Consider the following 17,305-nt stretch of genomic DNA (forward strand, 5'->3'; position numbering starts at 1 on the left):
TTCCCATGGCGCATCAGCAGAGCTCACCGGCGCGACTGTCACCGTCCAGTGACGCAGAAGACATGGCGTTGTTGCTGGCGCCCCGCCTCGCGTACTTCGCCGGCGTGGCCCGCACCGAGCACGTCACCCGGGCCGCGCGGGAGCTGGACGTACCCCAGTCCACCCTGTCCCGGGCGATGGTCCGCCTGGAGCGGGACCTCGGCGTCGACCTGTTCGCCCGGCACGGCCGTACCGTCTCCCTGACCACCGCGGGGCGCGCCTTCCTCGCCTCCGTCGAACGAGCCCTCGCCGAGATCGAGCGCGCCGCCGAGGAGGTCCGCGCGGACGCCGATCCCGCCACCGGCAAGGTCGCCTTCGGCTTCCTGCACACCATGGGCGCCGAGACCGTACCCGGCCTGCTGCACGCCTTCCGCGCCGACCACCCGCGCGTGCGCTTCAGCCTCGTGCAGAACTACGGCGAGGCCATGCTGGAGGGGCTGCGCGCCGGTGAACTCGACCTCTGCCTCACCTCACCCGTCCCCGACGCGCCCGATCTGGTCGCCCGGCGCCTGGACGAGCAGAAACTGCGTCTGGTCGTCCCCGCGGACCACCGCCTGGCGGCCCGGCGCCGCATCCGCCTGGCGGAAGCGGCCGAGGAGACCTTCGTGACCCTGGAACCGGGCTACGGCCTGCGCCGCATCACGGACGACCTGTGCCGCGAGGCCGGTTTCAAGCCCCGCATCGCCTTCGAGGGCGAGGAGGCGGAGACGCTGCGCGGCCTGGTCGCGGCGGGCCTCGGGGTCGCCCTCCTGCCGCCCCCGACCGTCCCGCGCCCGGGCGTGGCGGAACTGACGGTCACGGCCCCGAGGGCGGTCCGCGAAATCGGCGTCGCCTGGCCGGCCGGTCGCCCCGACACCCCACCGGTGGCGGCCTTCAAGAAGTTCCTGCTCTCCCGGAGGGGCAACCTGCTGCCCGGCTGAGGGCCGCCCCGTCCTACCGTTTCCACGACTTGCCGAACCCCGCGGCCAGGGGCATCCGCAGGCCGATCGGCGGGGGCGCGGCCAACGCGTCCTCCACGGGGCGGGACACGGCGTGCCCGAACAACGCGCCCATCACGAAATCCACGGTCAGACACAGCACTTCGTCCCGGTACCCATGCAGCCCGTGTCCGTCGGAGTGCACCTCGAACCGGCACACCTCACGGTTCGCCTTCTTCGCCCGCGCCGCGAACCGGAACGACAGCTCCGGGTCGGTCCGGTCGTCGTTCGTGCCGTGGGCGATCAGCACCCGCCGGCCGACCAGCTGCTTCACCGGCTCGGGCGGCGCGGCGACGTCCTCCTCCGGCATCCAGGGGGCCAGCGCCACCACGGAGTTGACCGCCTCGTGCCCGCCGGCCCGCAGCGCCGCGCGTCCGCCCATGTCCACGCCCACCAGACACACGGGAACATCCCCGTACCGCCGTACGACCTCGTCGGCGGCCCACCCGGCATCGGCCGCCAGATGGGCCTCGCTGCCGTTCCAGCCGCGGTAGCGGTACTGCACCGGATGCACGGCCAGCCCCTCGTCCCGGCCCGCGCGGGCGAGCGCGCGGCCCAGGGAGCGGACGAGGGTCAACGCCCGGAGGGGGGAGGGCCGGCGGACGGAGACCTCCTCCCCGCCGGGGAGCAGCAGCACCGCTCCGCTCACCGACGTCGGCTCCGCGCCGACTGCCTTGCCCAGCCCGGCCGTTCGGACCGGCGTCGCTTGTCCCATGGCAGAACAGTGTCAGAACGGCGCGGTGTACTGAACCCGTACGCCCGGTCACCGTTGGGTATCGACGGAAAAGCGCCGGGAAACCGTTGCCGCGCGCACCGGGCGCTCTACGCGCGTAGGAGTTAGAGTGCGGAAATGACGAGCCAGACCGCACCCACCGGGAACGCCCCCACCGCGGACCAGATCCGCCGGGCGCCCAAGGTACTGCTGCACGATCATCTCGACGGCGGGCTCCGCCCGGGCACCGTCGTGGACCTCGCCCGGGAGACCGGGTACGCCGACCTGCCCGAGACCGACCCGGACAAGCTCGGCATCTGGTTCCAGGAGGCCGCCGACTCCGGTTCGCTGGAACGGTATCTGGAGACCTTCCGGCACACCGTCGGCGTGCTCCAGACCAAGGAGGCCCTGATCCGGGTCGCCCGCGAGTGCGCCGAGGACCTCGCCGAGGACGGGGTCGTCTACGCCGAGGTGCGCTACGCGCCCGAGCAGCACCTGGACCGCGGGCTGTCCCTGGAGGAGGTCGTCGAAGCCGTCAACGAGGGGTTCCGGCAGGGGGAGCGGCTCGCCCGCGAGAACGGCCACCGCATCCGGGTCGGCGCCCTGCTGACGGCCATGCGGCACGCCGCCCGCTCCCTGGAGATCGCCGAACTCGCCAACCGCTACCGGGACTCGGGCGTGGTCGGCTTCGACATCGCCGGCGCCGAGGCCGGCTACCCGCCCACCCGGCACCTGGACGCCTTCGAGTACCTCAAGCGCGAGAACAATCATTTCACCATCCACGCCGGCGAGGCCTTCGGGCTGCCGTCCATCTGGCAGGCGCTCCAGTGGTGCGGAGCCGACCGGCTCGGCCACGGGGTGCGGATCATCGACGACATCGAGGTCCGCGAGGACGGCTCGGTGAGGCTGGGCCGGCTCGCCTCCTACGTGCGCGACAAGCGGATCCCGCTGGAACTGTGCCCCAGCTCCAACCTCCAGACCGGGGCCGCCCCCTCCTACGCCGAGCACCCCATCGGGCTGCTGCGCCGGCTCCACTTCCGGGCCACCGTGAACACCGACAACCGGCTGATGTCGCACACCACGATGAGCCGGGAGTTCGAGCACCTCGTCGAGGCGTTCGGTTACACGCTCGACGACATCCAGTGGTTCTCTGTCAATGCGATGAAATCAGCGTTCATTCCTTTCGATGAACGACTCGCGATGATCAATGACGTCATCAAGCCCGGATACGCCGAGCTGAAATCCGAATGGCTGTTCCGGCAGACTGCCTCCACCAGCGGTTCTGGCGGTTCCGGGGCCTAGCGGACGGGTGTTTGCCGGACCGGAATGCGGGCGCGCTTTCACAGGGCGTCCGCATTTCGGTGTTTGCGGCGGACGGCCGGGGATGTTTACGGTCGTGGACCGCTCAGATCGTTCCTGATCTCCCGTCTCCGCATGCAAGGACGCATTCACCATGAAGCAGTCTGCTGCCAAGACCCTCGGTGTCGCCGCCCTCGGTGCCGCTTTCGCCGCCGCCGGTGCGGGCGTGGCCGACGCGGCCCCGGTCAGCCCCGACGCCGGCCAGGCACTGAACACCGTCACCAAGACGCTGCCGCCCGAGCAGGTCGTCGAGGCGCTGCCGGACAGCGGTGCCGTGAAGACGGTGAAGCCCGTGGCCAAGAGGGGTGTCGCCGCTGCTCTGCCGGTCGTCGGCAAGGGCGCGGCCACCGCGCAGCCTGTCGTCGGTAACGTCCTCGCCGAGAGGCCGGCCAAGCCGGTCCCCGGTCTGCTCGGCGGGCTCCCGGTGCAGGGTCTGCCCACGCACGGCGTGCCGATCAACGGCATCCCGGTCGGCTGAGCCCGGCTTCCGTCCGACGCGCGCGGGGCGCTCCGGTAGGTCCGGACGCGCCCCTGTGGCATGCCCGCGCCCGTGTCCGCGCGGGCGTGCCGGCTCACCAGGCGGTGCGGGCCTTGTCCTCGGACGGGAGCAGCAGCCACAGCGCTATGTAGAGCAGGAACTGCGGGCCCGGCAGCAGGCAGGACACCAGGAAGATCACCCGCATCGTCGTGGCCGAGGTGCCGAAGCGCCGGGCCAGTCCGGCGCAGACTCCGCCGATCACGCGGCCGTGGGTGGGGCGGGAAAGGGCGGTCATGTCGGCTCCTCCGTGGTCGTCGGCTCTCACGAGCCGGTGGCGGGTCCCCGGGTCCGGGGCCCCTCAACTGCCTTCAACGGTACGGAGACGAAGGGGACGAAGCATCACTCTAAGGGGCGATACCGACCCTGGGAATCGTCGGGGTACGGCCCTGAGACAGCTCCTCCTGGACGGAGACCACGGGCTCCGGCGCGCCGTGTTCCGCTGTGTCCAGGCGTCGCAGCCGGGCGCGGGCCGCCGGTACGACGGCCAGGTGGGCCAGGACGACTCCCGTCGTGTTCAGCAGCACCGAGTCGACGTCCACGACCCTGCCCGGCACACCGGTCTGCAACAGGGCGATGCCGAGGGACAGGAGGGCGCCGGCCGCCGCCGTGCGGATCAGGGACGCGACCGGGGAGACGGTGAGCCTGCCGTGCGCCATCGGGAGCAGGACGCCCAGCGGGGCGAGCAGCGCCAGTCCCTCGCCGAGGGGTCTGACCGCCTGGGGCCAGCCCAGCGCCAGGTCGGCCCGGATACCGGCCAGCGGGCGCAGGTTCGGGGGCATCACCCAGGGGACGTCCAGGGGGCGCAGCATCAGCCAGGCGACGAGGGCGAGATGTGCGACGAGGAGGACACCTCCCGTCACACGGATGCGGATCGCGGCGCTGCCGCCGATGGAGCCTTGACGCTGCACGACCCCGTAGACGCGGCGGCGGGCCCGATCGGTTCCGCCGTGGAAACGTTCCGGCTCGTGCGGCGCGCGGTGGCCGGGCGGCGGGACCGGCTCACTCGCCCGGTACCGCTACGTGCGGGGCGCTCCGCGGGCCGGCGCCGGCGGGAGCGCCCCGAAGGGGCGCGGGGAACTGCGCGAGCGCCCGCCACGGACCCGCAGCGGGGCGACGGCCGGAGCCTTATGGCGGCCTTGGCCGGGGCGACCGCAGACGACCGAGCCGTCGTCCTCCGTCGCTGTCGGTCCGCTCGCCCGCGCCGGCGGTGCGTATGGCACCCCGCTGCCGGGAGCGCCCCGAAGGGGCGCGGGGAACTGCGCGAGCGCCCGCCACGGACCCGCAGCGGGGCGACGGCCGAAGCCCTATGGCGGCCTTGGCCGGGGCAACCGCAGACGACCGAGCCGTCGCCCTCCGTCGCCGTCGGTCCGCTCGCCCGCGCCGGCGGTGCGTATGGCACCCCGCTGCCGGAAGCGCCCCGAAAAGGGGCGCGGGGAACTGCGCGAGCGCCCCACCACGGACCCGCAGCCGGGCGACAGCCGAAGTCCCACGGCGGCCCCCGCGACGCCACCCGGTCGGGCACAGCCGTCCCGCCGGCCCTGCCAAGGCACCCGCGACGCCACCCCGGTCGGGCGCAGCCGTCCCGCCGGCCCCGCCAAGCCATCCGCGACGCCACCCCCCGTCGGGCGCAGCCATCACGCCGGCCCCCGCCGAAAGTGAACGGCAACCACGCCCCCGCACAAGCCAAGCGCAGCGCTACGCGTTCGGGACCCCGCTCGACGGCGGCTGCGTGGTGCCCGGGTGGTCGCGGACCTCGTCCGTGCAGGCGTAGCGGCGAGGCAGGTCGGGGGCGGGGCCGGCCAGGATGACCGAGCCGTCGTCCTCCGTCGCCGCCGAGTCGGACAGGGTGCACACCAGCTGCGCCAGGGCGTAGGAGGTGAGCCGCGACGGCGCCGTGCCGAGCCGGAGCGTGTCCTCGGGGTCCTTCGGGCCGGGTCCGGTCACCCGGAGACCACCCGGCACGTACGTCGTGTATCCCGCGGAGCGCTCCGCGGCGGACGGTGACGTGGCCAGCTGGTCCAGCAGCCCCTGAGCCACGATCACCCGGCGCCGGGCGTCCGGGGTGCCCTCCGGGACCCGTACGGTCCGGTCGACGGCCACGAGGGACGCCCCGCACAGCAGGAACACCTGTACCGGCACCCCGCGCGCGGACTGCGCGGACGCGTCGGGCCCGGCCAGCGAGCACGGCACCCGGGACGGCGCCGGCCCGAAGTCGGTCGGCACCTCCGTGGCCCGGATGCCGCAGCCGGTGAGCAGCACGCCCAGGAGGGGCAGCGCCAGCAGGCGTCGTACGGTCATGACCCCTCCTTCCCCGCGCTGTCGTGGCCGGTCTCGCCGGTCTTGGTGTCCCCGCCGTCCTCCTCGGTCAGCGCGGAGGCGTCCCGCGGCAGGCGGAGGGTGAACACCGCGCCGCCGTCGGGCGAGTTGGCCGCGGTGATCTCGCCGCCGTGGATGTGGGCGTTCTCCAGGGCGATGGACAGGCCGAGCCCGCTGCCCTCGGAGCGCGGCCGGGAGGCGCTCGCCTTGTAGAAGCGGTCGAAGACGTGCGGGAGGACGTCCTCCGGGATGCCGGGCCCGTGGTCGCGTACCCGGATCTCGACGGAGTCGTCCTCCGCCCGGACCGACACCCGCACCGGCGACCCGCCGTGCTTGAGCGCGTTGCCGATCAGGTTGGCGAGGATGACGTCCAGGCGGCGCGGGTCCAGCCGGGCGTGGATGCCGCGCTCGGCGTCCAGCTCGACGGCGTCCAGCCAGGCACGGGCGTCGATGCACGCGGTGATCTGGTCGGCGACGTCGACGTCGTCCAGGACCAGCCGGGCGGTGCCGGCGTCGAAGCGGGTGACCTCCATCAGGTTCTCGACGAGGTCGTTCAGCCGCCGGGTCTCGCTGACCACCAGCCGGACGGCGGGCTCGATCATCGGGTCCATGCTGCCGGTCTCCGCCTCCAGCTCCTCCTCCAGCACCTCCGTGACGGCGGTGATGGCGGTGAGCGGCGTCCGCAGCTCATGGCTCATGTCGGCCACGAAGCGGCGGGAGGCCTCGTCCCGCGCGGCCATCTCCGCGACCCGCTGCTCCAGCGCCTCGGCCGCGTTGTTGAACGTCCGGGACAGGTCGGCGAGTTCGTCGGTGCCGGAGACCCGCAGCCGGGTGTCCAGCCGGCCCTCGCCGAGCCGTCGCGCGGCCACGCCCAGCCGGTGCACGGGCTTCAGCACGGTCGTGGCGGCGGCCTGCGCGAGCAGGGCGGCACCGATCAGCGCGAGCCCGGTGGCGATGCCCAGCGACCAGGCCAGCGAGTTGAGGTCCTTCGCCTCCGGCTCCAGGGACTTCGCCATGTAGCCGGTCGGGCCGCCGCCGATGACGCGCGTACCGGCCACCAGGTAGGGCGTGCCGTGGTCCACGACCCGCTGCCAGTACAGGTGGTACGGCTGCTTGTTGGAGTCCGTCACGGTCTGCCGCTTGGTCACGGCGTCCCGCAGCGAGCGGGGCACGTCCTCCAGCGAGAAGCCGTTGATGCCGCCCGAGTTGCCGTACACGGTCTTGCCGTCGGCGTCCTGGGCGACCAGGAGCACGCTGAAGTGCTGGCTGCTGGCGGCCATCTGGCCGGCCGCGCGCTGCACCTGGTCCTGGGTCGGGTGTTCCGGCAGCGCGCCCGCGCGGTTCTGCATCTCCTGCCGGAAGTCGCGCAGCACGGCGTCCTGGGCGCGGGTGAGCACGGCCTCCCGGTTGAGCCAGTAGGCGATCCCGGACGCCGACACGGCGGCCGTGAGGGCCACCAGCCCGAAGACGAGGACCAGGCGCAGCCTGAGGCTGGTGAACCTGAGCCGCGACAGACTTCCCCTGCGCCCCGCGGCCCAGCCGCGCAGCCCCCCTCGCGTACCGGTCACTGAGGGGCGTCCAGGCGGTAGCCGACACCACGGACGGTACGGATGAGCGTCGGCGACGACGGCACGTCCTCCACCTTCGCGCGCAGCCGCTGCACGCACGCGTCGACCAGGCGCGAGTCACCGAGGTAGTCGTGCTCCCACACCAGCCGCAGCAGCTGCTGCCGGGACAGCGCCTGACCGGGCCGCCGGCTCAGCTCCAGCAGCAGCCGCAGCTCGGTCGGGGTGAGCTGGAGGTCCTCGCCGTTCTTGGTGACGGTCATGGCCGACCGGTCGATGACCAGGTTGCCGAAGGTCGCCGAGTCGCTGGACTCGCGCTCCCCGCGCCGCAGCACGGCCCGGATCCGGGCGTCCAGCACCCGGCCCTGCACCGGCTTGACGACATAGTCGTCGGCGCCGGACTCCAGACCGACCACGACGTCGATGTCGTCGCTGCGCGCGGTCAGCAGGATGATCGGCAGCTGGTCCGTGCGCCGGATGCGCCGGCACACCTCGAACCCGTCGATGCCGGGCAGCATCACGTCCAGCACGATGAGGTCCGGCCGCTGCTCGCGCAGCAGCTTCAGACCGTCCTCGCCGCTGGCAGCGGTGGCCACCCGGTGTCCCTGGCGCGTCAGGGAGAGCTCCAGGGCCGTACGGATGGCGTCGTCGTCCTCGATCAGCAACAGGGAAGGCACGGGCTCATTCTGGCCCATGGAGGGGTCGACGTACGACCGTCCGGGGCCAGGTCATCCGTAGCGCCACCGCCTGTGCGCGGTGTGTGACGCGCCTGGGCGCGACCCCTGTGACAGGTCTGTGACAGTCGGCAGACACGGCCATGAAGTCACCCCGGCAGTCTTTTGGGCACGGGCAAGGCCGCCGGCCGGAACCGGCCCGGGCAAGACGGAGTCACCGGAAGTCCACGACGGGGAGCGCGAGATGAACACGCTGCACAGCATCAGCACCAGCGCAGTGGTCACGCGTCTGCACGACGTGCACCGGGGACCGGAGAAGTCCGGTGCCGAGGGGGGCGCCTCCCGCGCGAGCGCCTTCGAGCGCGGGGGAGCACGGGGGTGCGCTCGTGGCACCGGGCGTCAGCACACCGCGTACATGGCGGTGGTTGACACACGGGGGGAAGCTCACGGGGGAGCCGCGTACAGGGAGGAACCGGGGGAGCGCCGTTCGCTGACGGAGGCGGAGTTCACCGCCTACGTCCAGGAGCGCCGCGCCTCCCTGTACGCCACCGCCTACCACCTGACCGGTGACCGCTTCGAGGCCGAGGACCTGCTGCAGAGCGCGCTGTTCTCGACGTACCGGGCCTGGGACCGGATCAGCGACAAGGCCGCGGTCGGCGGATACCTGCGCCGCACCATGACCAATCTGCACATCAGCGCCTGGCGGCGCCGCAAGCTCAACGAGTACCCGACCGAGGAACTGCCGGAGACGCCCTCCGACACGGACGCGATGCGCGGCACCGAACTGCGCGCGGTTCTGTGGCAGGCGCTGGCCCGGCTGCCCGAACTCCAGCGCACCATGCTGGTCCTGCGCTACTACGAGGGCCGCACGGACCCGGAGATCGCGGAGATCCTCGGCATCAGTGTCGGCACGGTGAAGTCCAGCATCTGGCGCTCGCTGCGCCGGCTGCGCGAGGACGAGGTCCTCAGCTTCGGCCGTGACGAGGAGGACGCCTTCGGCGAACTGGTCGCCTGAGGTCCGGGGGGACGACGGGGGAAACGGGGGGGAAGGGCCGGGGACCACTGGGGGGTGGGCCCACGGGGGAAACGGGGGAGCAAGGGAACGGGGCTGGTGGGCCGGTGGCCTGCCGGCCCCGCTCTTGCGTGCGCAGGGGGTGGTACGGGGCTCAGGCCGCCGTCCGCTGCCGTACCTGCCGACCGGCTGCGGCTGCCGCGAGCCGGCCCAGCGCCTCGTCCCGGTCGCAGGGGTGCGCGCCGAGCGAGACCTGGCGGGCGACGATCGACCGCTCCGTGCGCATCAGCCGCCACCCGCGGCGCAGCAGGAACGGCACCGACTTGCGGCCCTCGCGCAGATCGCGCAGGAAGCGCCGCCGGAAGGTGGTGACCGGACCACGGGACAGGCACAGCGCGTCCGCGAGCAGGCCCAGTTCCCGGCAGCGCTCGACGATCTCCGCGGCGAAGACGCCCTCCGCTATGAACAGCGGGGTACGGCCGATGTGCAGCGTCTCCTCGCCCGTGCGGGCGCTCAACGAGAGGTCGTACACCGGCACGGGCGTCGATCCCGTGGCGCACAGCCGGGCGATGGCCTCGACCGCGACGTCCGCGTCCCATGACTCCGGGTGGTCCCAGTCGATGTCCGAACTCCCCTCCACCAGAGGCAGAGTCGGATCGTCACCCTCCTTGTAGAAGTCGTCCAGGCGCAGCACGGGGAGCCCGGAGCGGGCGGCGACGAGTGACTTGCCCGAGCCCGAGGGGCCGCACAGCAGCACGACACGGGCGGGAGACGGGGGATGAATGCTCACGGAACACCAGTTTGACGCATGGGGAGCGCCCTGCCGACCCCGCGGGTCGGCTTTTGAGCGTGAGTCTCACCTCAACTACCCTACGTGTCGACACCCTTACCCTGCGCACCAGAAGGTGGCACCAGTGATGGCCCGACACACTTCCCCCCGGCACTCCACCGCGCAGCGCGCCCTGATCGTCCTCGCGACCGCCGGAGCGGTCTTGGGCGCGGGGGCGGCGACGGCGTCCGCCGGCACGGTCCCCGGCGTGGGCCTCGGCCACCGCCCCCTGGACCTCGGCAACGTCGACCCCCAGGCGGGCGCCCGCTCCCTGACCGGCACGGTGGGGTACGTGACCGGCCCGGTCGCGGGTCTCAAGCCCAACCCGCTCGCGGGCACGGGCGTGGACCCGCTCGACAACGGTGTGGGCACCCAGGTGGCCGACTTCAAGCCGGTCGGCTCCCAGACGGTGACGCGCCCGCTGGCCCAGGCGCGGTCACTCGGCAGCGTCCCGGGGGTGGGCCAGGCCCTCGGCGCCCTGGGTCGCTGAGGGCGCCGAGGAGGCGCGGGGCGGGGCCGGGGCGCGGCTTAGCCGTGCGGGCGCGGCCGGCCGCAACGAGCCCGCGGCCGGCGAACGACGGCGGTTCCCCGCCGGAGGTCCGTCAGTAGGAGGACCCCGACGCCCCCAGCGCCCCGGTCGGGTGCCACACCGTCTTGGTCTCCAGGAACGCCGTCAACCGCTCGGTCCCCGGCGTCTCGAAGTAATCCACAGCCTGTGGACGGAGCACCCGCTTCAGGTTGTCGGCCGCCGCGATCTCCAGCTCCTTCGCCAGGTCCTCGTCCGCGCCCGCCAGGTCGATCGCGTTGACGTCCTGGTGCGCGGCCAGCGGCGCGGCGATCTCCGCCGTACGGCCGGACAGGACGTTGACGACACCGCCCGGCACGTCGGAGGTGGCCAGCACCTCACCCAGGGACAGGGCCGGCAGCGGAGCCTTCTCGGAGGCGATCACGACCGCCGTGTTGCCGGTGGCGATCACCGGGGCCACGACCGACACCAGGCCGAGGAAGGACGACTCCTGCGGGGCCAGGACGGCGACCACGCCGGTCGGCTCCGGGGAGGAGAGGTTGAAGTACGGGCCCGCGACCGGGTTGGCGCCGCCGGTCACCTGGGCGATCTTGTCGGTCCAGCCCGCGTACCAGACCCAGCGGTCGATCGTCGCGTCCACGACGGACGCCGCCTTCGACTTCGACAGGCCCTCGGCGTCCGCGACCTCCCGGACGAACTGCTCCCTGCGGCCCTCCAGCATCTCCGCGACGCGGTAGAGGACCTGGCCGCGGTTGTAGGCGGTCGCGCCGGACCAGCCGCCGAACGCCTTGCGCGCGGCGACCACCGCGTCGCGGGCGTCCTTGCGCGAGGACAGCGGAGCGTTGGCCAGCCAGTTGCCCTTCGAGTCCTGCACCTCGTACACCCGGCCGCTCTCGGAACGCGGGAACTTCCCGCCGACGTACAGCTTGTAGGTCTTGAACACACTGAGTCGGTCAGACATCGAGGTACGCCTCCAGGCCGTGGCGGCCGCCCTCGCGGCCGAAGCCCGACTCCTTGTAACCGCCGAACGGCGAGGTCGGGTCGAACTTGTTGAACGTGTTGGACCAGACGACACCGGCGCGCAGCTTGTTCGCGACGGCCAGGATGCGCGAGCCCTTCTCGGTCCAGATGCCGGCCGAGAGGCCGTACTGGGTGTTGTTGGCCTTGGCGACGGCCTCGTCGGGCGTACGGAAGGTGAGGACCGACAGCACCGGGCCGAAGATCTCGTCACGGGCGATGGTGTGCGCCTGGGTGACGTTCGTGAACAGCGTCGGGGCGAACCAGTATCCGGACGAGGGCAGTTCACAGGCCGGCGACCAGCGTTCCGCGCCCTCCGCCTCGCCCTGCTCGGCCAGCGCGGTGATCCGGGCCAGCTGCTCGGCGGAGTTGATCGCGCCGATGTCGGTGTTCTTGTCCAGCGGGTCGCCGAGGCGGAGCGTGGACAGGCGGCGCTTGAGGGAGTCCAGCAGCTCGTCCTGGATCGACTCCTGGACCAGCAGGCGGGAGCCCGCGCAGCAGACCTGGCCCTGGTTGAAGAAGATGCCGCTCACGATGCCCTCGACGGCCTGGTCGATCGGCGCGTCGTCGAAGACGATGTTCGCGCCCTTGCCGCCCAGTTCGAGGGTGAGCTTCTTGCGGGTGCCGGCGACCGTGCGGGCGATCTCCTTGCCGACGGCCGTGGAGCCGGTGAAGGCGACCTTGTTCACGTCGGGGTGCGCGACCAGCGCGGCGCCCGCGTCGCCGTAGCCCGGAAGGATGTTGACGACACCCTTGGGCAGGCCGGCCTGGCGGCAGACGTCCGCGAAGAACAGGGCGGACAGCGGCGTCGTCTCGGCGGGCTTCAGCACGACCGTGTTTCCGGTCGCGAGGGCCGGGGCGATCTTCCACGCCAGCATCAGCAGCGGGAAGTTCCACGGGATGACCTGGCCGGCCACGCCCAGCGGCTTCGGGTCCGGGCCGAACCCGGCGTGGCCGAGCTTGTCGGCCCAGCCCGCGTAGTAGAAGAAGTGCGCGGCGACCAGCGGGAGGTCCGCGTCGCGGGTCTCCCTGATCGGCTTGCCGTTGTCCAGCGTCTCCAGGACGGCCAGCTCACGGCTGCGCTCCTGGACGATCCGGGCGATGCGGAACAGGTACTTGGCGCGCTCGGAGCCGGGCAGCGCGGACCACTTCTCGAACGCCTTGCGGGCGGCCCTGACGGCACGGTCGACGTCCTCGGCGCCGGCCCGGGCGACCTCGGCCAGGACCTCCTCCGTCGACGGCGACACCGTCTTGAAGACCTTGCCGTCGGCCGCCTCGGTGAACTCGCCGTCGATGAACAGGCCGTACGAGGGCGCGATGTCGACGATCGCGCGGGACTCGGGGGCGGGTGCGTACTCGAATGCCATGGGGGATCAGTCCACCGTCACGTAGTCGGGACCGGAGTAGCGGCCGGTGGCCAGCTTCTGGCGCTGCATCAGCAGGTCGTTCAGGAGCGAGGAGGCGCCGAAGCGGAACCAGTGGTTGTCCAGCCAGTCCTCGCCCGCGGTCTCGTTGACCAGGACCAGGAACTTGATCGCGTCCTTGCTGGTGCGGATGCCGCCGGCCGGCTTCACACCGACCTGGACGCCGGTCTGGGCCCGGAAGTCGCGGACCGCCTCCAGCATGAGGAGGGTGTTCGCGGGCGTGGCGTTGACGGCGACCTTGCCCGTCGACGTCTTGATGAAGTCGGCGCCGGCCAGCATGCCGAGCCAGGAGGCGCGGCGGATGTTGTCGTACGTCGACAGCTCGCCGGTCTCGAAGATGACCTTCAGCCGGGCGTTCGTCCCGCAGGCCTCCTTCACGGCGACGATCTCGTCGAACACCTTCAGGTACCGGCCGGCGAGGAACGCGCCCCGGTCGATGACCATGTCGATCTCGTCGGCGCCGGCGGCGACGGCCTCACGGACGTCGGCCAGCTTCACGTCGAGCGCTGCACGGCCGGCCGGGAAGGCGGTGGCCACCGAGGCGACCTTGACGCCGGAGCCGGCGACGGCCTCCTTGGCGACGGCCACCATGTCGGGGTAGACGCAGACCGCGGCCGTCGTCGGGGTGGTGCGGTCCGTGGGGTCCGGATGGACCGCCTTGGCGCCGAGCGCCCGGACCTTGCCCGGGGTGTCCGCGCCTTCCAGCGTCGTCAGGTCGACCATCGAGATGGCGAGGTCGATGGCGTACGCCTTCGCGGTGGTCTTGATGGAACGGGTGCCGAGGGACGCGGCGCGCGCCTCCAGGCCGACCGCGTCGACGCCGGGCAGCCCGTGGAGGAAGCGGCGCAGCGTGCTGTCGGACGCGGTGACGTCACCGAGAGCGCGAGCTGTGGGTGCGGTAGTGGGCATGGTCACCAGACGAGCATATCTACGCGCGTAGCGGCTGTACACCCCCCGTGCCCGTCCCCGAGGCCGACATCACGGATGAGCGCCGGTTCACGGCCGCGTGGCCGCGCCGCGGACGGCGTCGTGCAGAATCGGGGCCATGACCACCCCGGACCACCCGTCACCCGCGTCACAGCCGCCGGCGCCCGCCGCCAAGGACCGCGTCTACCGCTCGCCCCTCGCGCTGGCGGGCGGCACGCTGCTGCTCCTGGTCGTCCTCTGGCTGGGCTTCGACGCCCTGTTCAAGGGCCACGGCCGGACCCCGTGGCTGGCGCTGGCCGGGATGATCCTGATCGTGCCGCTGGTCCTCGCCTTCACGCTCCGCCCGGCGGTGTTCGCGGGCGAGGACCGGCTGCGCGTGCGCAACCCGTTCCGGGTGATCACCCTGCCCTGGGGCGAGGTCGCCGGCCTGCGCTCCGGGTACTCCAACGAGGTCCTCGCCAAGTCCGGCGCCAAGTACCAGCTGTGGGCGGTCCCCGTCTCGCTGCGGGCCCGCAAGAAGGCGGTCCGCCGGCAGCAGCGGGCGGCGGCGGACGCGGCCCGCGGCACGGCCCGGGGCGGCCGGGACGGGACGCTCGCACCGAGCGGCCTCGGCTTCGGCGGGTTCAGCGTGCGCGGCCCGGACACGGGGCCGGCCCGGGCGGAGACCGACCAGATCATGGCCGACCTGGGCGAGATGCTGGAACGGCGCGGACAGGCCGAGTCGGCACAGGGCGAGATCACCGTGCGCTGGGCCTACGAGGTGGCCGCGCCCGCGGTCGCCGGAGCGGTACTGCTGGCGATCCTGCTGGCGGTGGGCTGACCGACGCCTCGGGGGCTGCCCGCACCGCTTCGGGGGGGGCTGGGGCCACGGCACCGAGGGAGCCCTCGGGGTTGCCCGCACTGCTTCGGGGGCTGGGGCCACGGCGCGGGCGGGCTGAAGCGAGGCCGTCGGTGCGCTGCCGGGCCGGGTGCCCGCGCGGGTGGCGGGGCGGTTCGCCGTTGCGGCCCAGGGCGAGTGCCGGCGTGTGCCGGCTGCGGGTGCCGGGTTTCCCGTGGGACGTGCCGGCGGGGGCCGTCCGCCGCGGTGGCGCCGGGCGCTGGTGCTCGCGGCGGGCCGGCCGGCGGCCCCGCTGTTCCCGTCGTGCGGACGGACAGCAGGGCCCCGGATCCTCAGATGCCGGCAGCCGCCGACAGGTCGCGCTTGACGGCCGCCAGCAGCTCCGCCCCGCGGGCTCGGGCGGCCGGCAGGTCCGCGTGCGCCGCGACCGGTACGACGACCTCCAGGTAGCACTTCAGCTTCGGCTCGGTGCCGCTGGGACGGACGATGACCCGGGCGCCGTCGAGCGTGTAGCGAAGGCCGTCCGTGGGCGGCAGCTTCTCCGTGCCCCGGCTCAGGTCCTCGGCGCGGACCACGGGCAGCCCCGCGAGATCGGTCGGCGGCTGCCCGCGCAGACGGCGCATCGCGTCCGCGATCAGCGACAGGTCCTGGACGCGCACCGACAGCTGGTCGGTGGCGTGCAGGCCGTGCTCCACGGCCAGGTCGTCGAGCAGGTCGAGGAGGGTGCGGCCCTCCTCCTTCAGCACGGACGCCAGCTCGGTGACCAGCAGCGCGGCGGTGATGCCGTCCTTGTCGCGCACGCCCTCCGGGTCCACGCAGTAGCCGAGGGCCTCCTCGTAGCCATAGCGCAGGCCGTCGACACGGGCGATCCACTTGAAGCCGGTCAGCGTCTCCTCGTACGGCAGCCCCGCCTTCTGCGCGATCCGGCCGAGCAGGGAGGAGGAGACGATCGACTCGGCGAAGGTGCCCCGGGCGCCACGGCGGACCAGATGGGCGGCGAGCAGGGCGCCGACCTCGTCACCGCGCAGCATCCGCCAGTCGCCGCCGTCCTTCACGGCCACCGCGCAGCGGTCCGCGTCGGGGTCGTTGGCGATCACCAGGTCCGGGTCGGTGGCGCGGGCCCGCGCGAACGCCAGGTCCATCGCGCCCGGCTCCTCCGGGTTCGGGAAGGCGACCGTCGGGAAGTCCGGGTCCGGGTCGGCCTGCTCGGCGACCAGCACCGGCTCGGGGAAGCCGGCGCGGGCGAACGCGGCCAGCAGGACGTCCCGGCCGACGCCGTGCATCGCCGTGTAGACCGTGCGGGCGGTACGGGGGGACGCGGGGTCCAGTACGGCGTCCGTCCGGGCGAGGTAGGCATCCAGGACCGACTCGTCCAGGGTCTCCCAGCCGCTCTCCGGACGCGGTACGTCGTGCAGGGAGGCGATCGCGTCGATCTCGGCGGCGATCTCCGCGTCGGCGGGCGGGACGATCTGGGAGCCGTCGCCCAGGTAGACCTTGTAGCCGTTGTCGCGGGGCGGGTTGTGGCTGGCGGTGACCTCGACGCCCGCGACCGCGCCGAGGTGCCTTATCGCGAAGGCCAGCACGGGGGTGGGCAGCGGGCGGGGGAGTACGGCCGCGCGCAGGCCGGCGCCGGTCATCACGGCGGCGGTGTCCCGGGCGAAGTCGGCGGACTTGTGGCGGGCGTCGTAGCCGATGACGACGAGTCCACCGGGGTGGCCGTTCTTCTTCAGGTACGCGGCGAGACCCGCGGCGGCGCGGATGACGACGCTGCGGTTCATGCGCATCGGGCCGGCGCCCAGCTCGCCGCGCAGGCCGGCGGTGCCGAACTGGAGTGTGCCGGAGAAGCGGGCCGACAGCTCCTCGACGGCACCGGCGTCGAGCAGCGCGGCCAGTTCGTCGCGGGTCTCCTGGTCCGGGTCCTCGGCGAGCCAGGCCTTGGCCCGGGCGATGAGATCGTCGTGCACCTTGGGATCAACCTCTCCTGTGTTTGCCTCGTCCAACCGGGGGCTCCGCCCCCGGCCCCCACCCTGCCGCATCGCTCGCCGCTCGGGGCCACGCACCGCGCACGGCCGCGTGCGGTACCGCGTCCGTTGCGAGCCGCCGGCCGCACGGCGGTCCGCCTTCCGGCGGCTCGCGGTCCCGCGCCTGCCCCGGCCGCCGCACTCCCGAGAGCCGCCCGCAGCACCACGGCCACCAGGGCCGGGCCCAGCGGCTCTGCACGGGGCCGAGCCCAGCGGCTCCATCCGGAGCCGGGCCCGGCGCTCCGCCCAGCCGAGCGCGGTGCTTCGCACCGAGCGAGTCGGCACGCCGTCCCCGTCCAGGCCAGGGCCGAGCCCAGTGTCCCGCCCGAAGCCGGCCGGGGCTGCGCGGGAAACCGAAGCCCTACGCCCGCCCAGGGCCGAGCCCGGTGACCCGTGCAGGGCCAGGCCCGGCGCCGAGCCCCGAGCCGGCCGGCACGCCGCCCCCGCCGAGAGCCGGGCCGGCCCGGAGCCAAGCCCGCCCCCGGCCCGGAGCCGGGCCCGTCGCCCCGCTCGAAGCCAGGCGCGGTGCTC

The 17,305-nt window shown here is 73.3% G+C and carries 17 protein-coding genes; 6 read left to right on the forward strand and 11 right to left on the reverse strand.

Annotated features, from left to right (window positions below; translation table 11 throughout):
* Positions 1–5 precede the first annotated feature (5 nt).
* Positions 6–959: a LysR family transcriptional regulator gene (locus tag LG395_RS30110; RefSeq protein ID WP_225811855.1), complete on the forward strand. Its 954-nt coding sequence runs from the start codon at positions 6–8 to the stop codon at positions 957–959.
* Positions 960–972: 13 nt separating this feature from the next.
* Here the strand turns inward: LG395_RS30110 and LG395_RS30115 are convergent, their stop codons facing one another.
* A complete protein-coding gene (locus tag LG395_RS30115) occupies positions 973–1,731 on the reverse strand; it encodes a dienelactone hydrolase family protein (RefSeq protein ID WP_171153379.1) in 759 nt (252 codons plus the stop codon).
* A 135-nt stretch (positions 1,732–1,866) separates the two neighbouring features.
* On the opposite strand from LG395_RS30115, the gene LG395_RS30120 reads away from it, so the two are divergent.
* On the forward strand, positions 1,867–3,030 hold the full coding sequence (locus LG395_RS30120; RefSeq protein ID WP_225811856.1) for an adenosine deaminase: 1,164 nt from the start codon (positions 1,867–1,869) through the stop codon (positions 3,028–3,030).
* Positions 3,031–3,181: 151 nt separating this feature from the next.
* The gene (locus LG395_RS30125) at positions 3,182–3,565 is read left to right on the forward strand and encodes an ATP-binding protein (protein WP_171153375.1); all 384 of its coding nucleotides are present in this window, start codon (positions 3,182–3,184) and stop codon (positions 3,563–3,565) included.
* A 94-nt stretch (positions 3,566–3,659) separates the two neighbouring features.
* On the opposite strand, the gene LG395_RS30130 is transcribed toward LG395_RS30125, so the two are convergent.
* The 5 genes from LG395_RS30130 to afsQ1 all read right to left on the reverse strand — a co-directional run bounded on the left by LG395_RS30130 (position 3,660) and on the right by afsQ1 (position 8,183).
* Positions 3,660–3,860, reverse strand: coding sequence for a PspC domain-containing protein (locus LG395_RS30130; protein WP_014674578.1), 201 nt, complete (start codon positions 3,858–3,860; stop codon positions 3,660–3,662).
* Positions 3,861–3,969: 109 nt separating this feature from the next.
* Positions 3,970–4,533: a VanZ family protein gene (locus LG395_RS30135; protein ID WP_225811857.1), complete on the reverse strand. Its 564-nt coding sequence runs from the start codon at positions 4,531–4,533 to the stop codon at positions 3,970–3,972.
* 787 nt (positions 4,534–5,320) lie between these two features.
* Positions 5,321–5,923, reverse strand: a complete 603-nt coding sequence (locus LG395_RS30140; RefSeq protein ID WP_171153371.1) for a hypothetical protein — start codon at positions 5,921–5,923, stop codon at positions 5,321–5,323.
* Positions 5,920–7,509, reverse strand: coding sequence for an ATP-binding protein (locus LG395_RS30145; RefSeq protein ID WP_225811858.1), 1,590 nt, complete (start codon positions 7,507–7,509; stop codon positions 5,920–5,922). The genes LG395_RS30140 and LG395_RS30145 overlap by 4 nt, the downstream gene beginning before the upstream one ends.
* The gene (gene afsQ1 / locus LG395_RS30150) at positions 7,506–8,183 is read right to left on the reverse strand and encodes a two-component system response regulator AfsQ1 (protein WP_106980762.1); all 678 of its coding nucleotides are present in this window, start codon (positions 8,181–8,183) and stop codon (positions 7,506–7,508) included. The genes LG395_RS30145 and afsQ1 overlap by 4 nt, the downstream gene beginning before the upstream one ends.
* A 241-nt stretch (positions 8,184–8,424) precedes the next feature.
* Between afsQ1 and LG395_RS30155 the strand changes: the two genes are divergently transcribed.
* Positions 8,425–9,195: a SigE family RNA polymerase sigma factor gene (locus tag LG395_RS30155; RefSeq protein WP_171153367.1), complete on the forward strand. Its 771-nt coding sequence runs from the start codon at positions 8,425–8,427 to the stop codon at positions 9,193–9,195.
* 151 nt (positions 9,196–9,346) lie between these two features.
* Here LG395_RS30155 and LG395_RS30160 read toward each other — a convergent pair whose 3' ends face one another.
* Positions 9,347–9,982, reverse strand: coding sequence for a uridine kinase family protein (locus tag LG395_RS30160; RefSeq protein WP_225811859.1), 636 nt, complete (start codon positions 9,980–9,982; stop codon positions 9,347–9,349).
* Positions 9,983–10,109: 127 nt separating this feature from the next.
* Here LG395_RS30160 and LG395_RS30165 point away from each other — a divergent pair, with 127 nt between their 5' ends.
* Positions 10,110–10,511: a hypothetical protein gene (locus LG395_RS30165; protein WP_171153366.1), complete on the forward strand. Its 402-nt coding sequence runs from the start codon at positions 10,110–10,112 to the stop codon at positions 10,509–10,511.
* 112 nt (positions 10,512–10,623) lie between these two features.
* Here the strand turns inward: LG395_RS30165 and LG395_RS30170 are convergent, their stop codons facing one another.
* Genes LG395_RS30170 through deoC form a run of 3 tightly spaced genes read right to left on the reverse strand, consistent with a single transcriptional unit; the run spans position 10,624 to position 13,897 of the window.
* Positions 10,624–11,508: an aldehyde dehydrogenase family protein gene (locus tag LG395_RS30170; protein WP_171153364.1), complete on the reverse strand. Its 885-nt coding sequence runs from the start codon at positions 11,506–11,508 to the stop codon at positions 10,624–10,626.
* Positions 11,501–12,931, reverse strand: a complete 1,431-nt coding sequence (locus tag LG395_RS30175) for an aldehyde dehydrogenase family protein (RefSeq protein ID WP_225811860.1) — start codon at positions 12,929–12,931, stop codon at positions 11,501–11,503. The genes LG395_RS30170 and LG395_RS30175 overlap by 8 nt, the downstream gene beginning before the upstream one ends.
* A gap of 6 nt (positions 12,932–12,937) precedes the next feature.
* Positions 12,938–13,897, reverse strand: coding sequence for a deoxyribose-phosphate aldolase (gene deoC, locus LG395_RS30180; RefSeq protein WP_225811910.1), 960 nt, complete (start codon positions 13,895–13,897; stop codon positions 12,938–12,940).
* A gap of 136 nt (positions 13,898–14,033) precedes the next feature.
* On the opposite strand from deoC, the gene LG395_RS30185 reads away from it, so the two are divergent.
* Positions 14,034–14,735, forward strand: coding sequence for a PH domain-containing protein (locus LG395_RS30185; RefSeq protein WP_225811861.1), 702 nt, complete (start codon positions 14,034–14,036; stop codon positions 14,733–14,735).
* A 350-nt stretch (positions 14,736–15,085) separates the two neighbouring features.
* Here LG395_RS30185 and LG395_RS30190 read toward each other — a convergent pair whose 3' ends face one another.
* Entirely contained in the window at positions 15,086–16,717 is a 1,632-nt protein-coding gene (locus tag LG395_RS30190) for a phospho-sugar mutase (protein WP_225811862.1), read from the reverse strand.
* Positions 16,718–17,305: the final 588 nt, after the last annotated feature.

It is taken from the genome of Streptomyces spinosus (assembly GCF_020400655.1).
GTDB lineage: Bacteria > Actinomycetota > Actinomycetes > Streptomycetales > Streptomycetaceae > Streptomyces > Streptomyces argyrophylli.

What these genes read in the sequence shown, in the direction of transcription:
- LG395_RS30110 (WP_225811855.1), top strand. Translation starts at nt 6, where the DNA reads ATGGCGCATCAGCAGAGCTCACCGGCGCGACTGTCACCGTCCAGTGAC.
- LG395_RS30115 (WP_171153379.1), bottom strand. Translation starts at nt 1,731, where the DNA reads ATGGGACAAGCGACGCCGGTCCGAACGGCCGGGCTGGGCAAGGCAGTC.
- LG395_RS30120 (WP_225811856.1), top strand. Translation starts at nt 1,867, where the DNA reads ATGACGAGCCAGACCGCACCCACCGGGAACGCCCCCACCGCGGACCAG.
- LG395_RS30125 (WP_171153375.1), top strand. Translation starts at nt 3,182, where the DNA reads ATGAAGCAGTCTGCTGCCAAGACCCTCGGTGTCGCCGCCCTCGGTGCC.
- LG395_RS30130 (WP_014674578.1), bottom strand. Translation starts at nt 3,860, where the DNA reads ATGACCGCCCTTTCCCGCCCCACCCACGGCCGCGTGATCGGCGGAGTC.
- LG395_RS30140 (WP_171153371.1), bottom strand. Translation starts at nt 5,923, where the DNA reads ATGACCGTACGACGCCTGCTGGCGCTGCCCCTCCTGGGCGTGCTGCTC.
- LG395_RS30155 (WP_171153367.1), top strand. Translation starts at nt 8,425, where the DNA reads ATGAACACGCTGCACAGCATCAGCACCAGCGCAGTGGTCACGCGTCTG.
- LG395_RS30165 (WP_171153366.1), top strand. Translation starts at nt 10,110, where the DNA reads ATGGCCCGACACACTTCCCCCCGGCACTCCACCGCGCAGCGCGCCCTG.
- LG395_RS30170 (WP_171153364.1), bottom strand. Translation starts at nt 11,508, where the DNA reads ATGTCTGACCGACTCAGTGTGTTCAAGACCTACAAGCTGTACGTCGGC.
- LG395_RS30175 (WP_225811860.1), bottom strand. Translation starts at nt 12,931, where the DNA reads ATGGCATTCGAGTACGCACCCGCCCCCGAGTCCCGCGCGATCGTCGAC.
- deoC (WP_225811910.1), bottom strand. Translation starts at nt 13,897, where the DNA reads ATGCCCACTACCGCACCCACAGCTCGCGCTCTCGGTGACGTCACCGCG.
- LG395_RS30185 (WP_225811861.1), top strand. Translation starts at nt 14,034, where the DNA reads ATGACCACCCCGGACCACCCGTCACCCGCGTCACAGCCGCCGGCGCCC.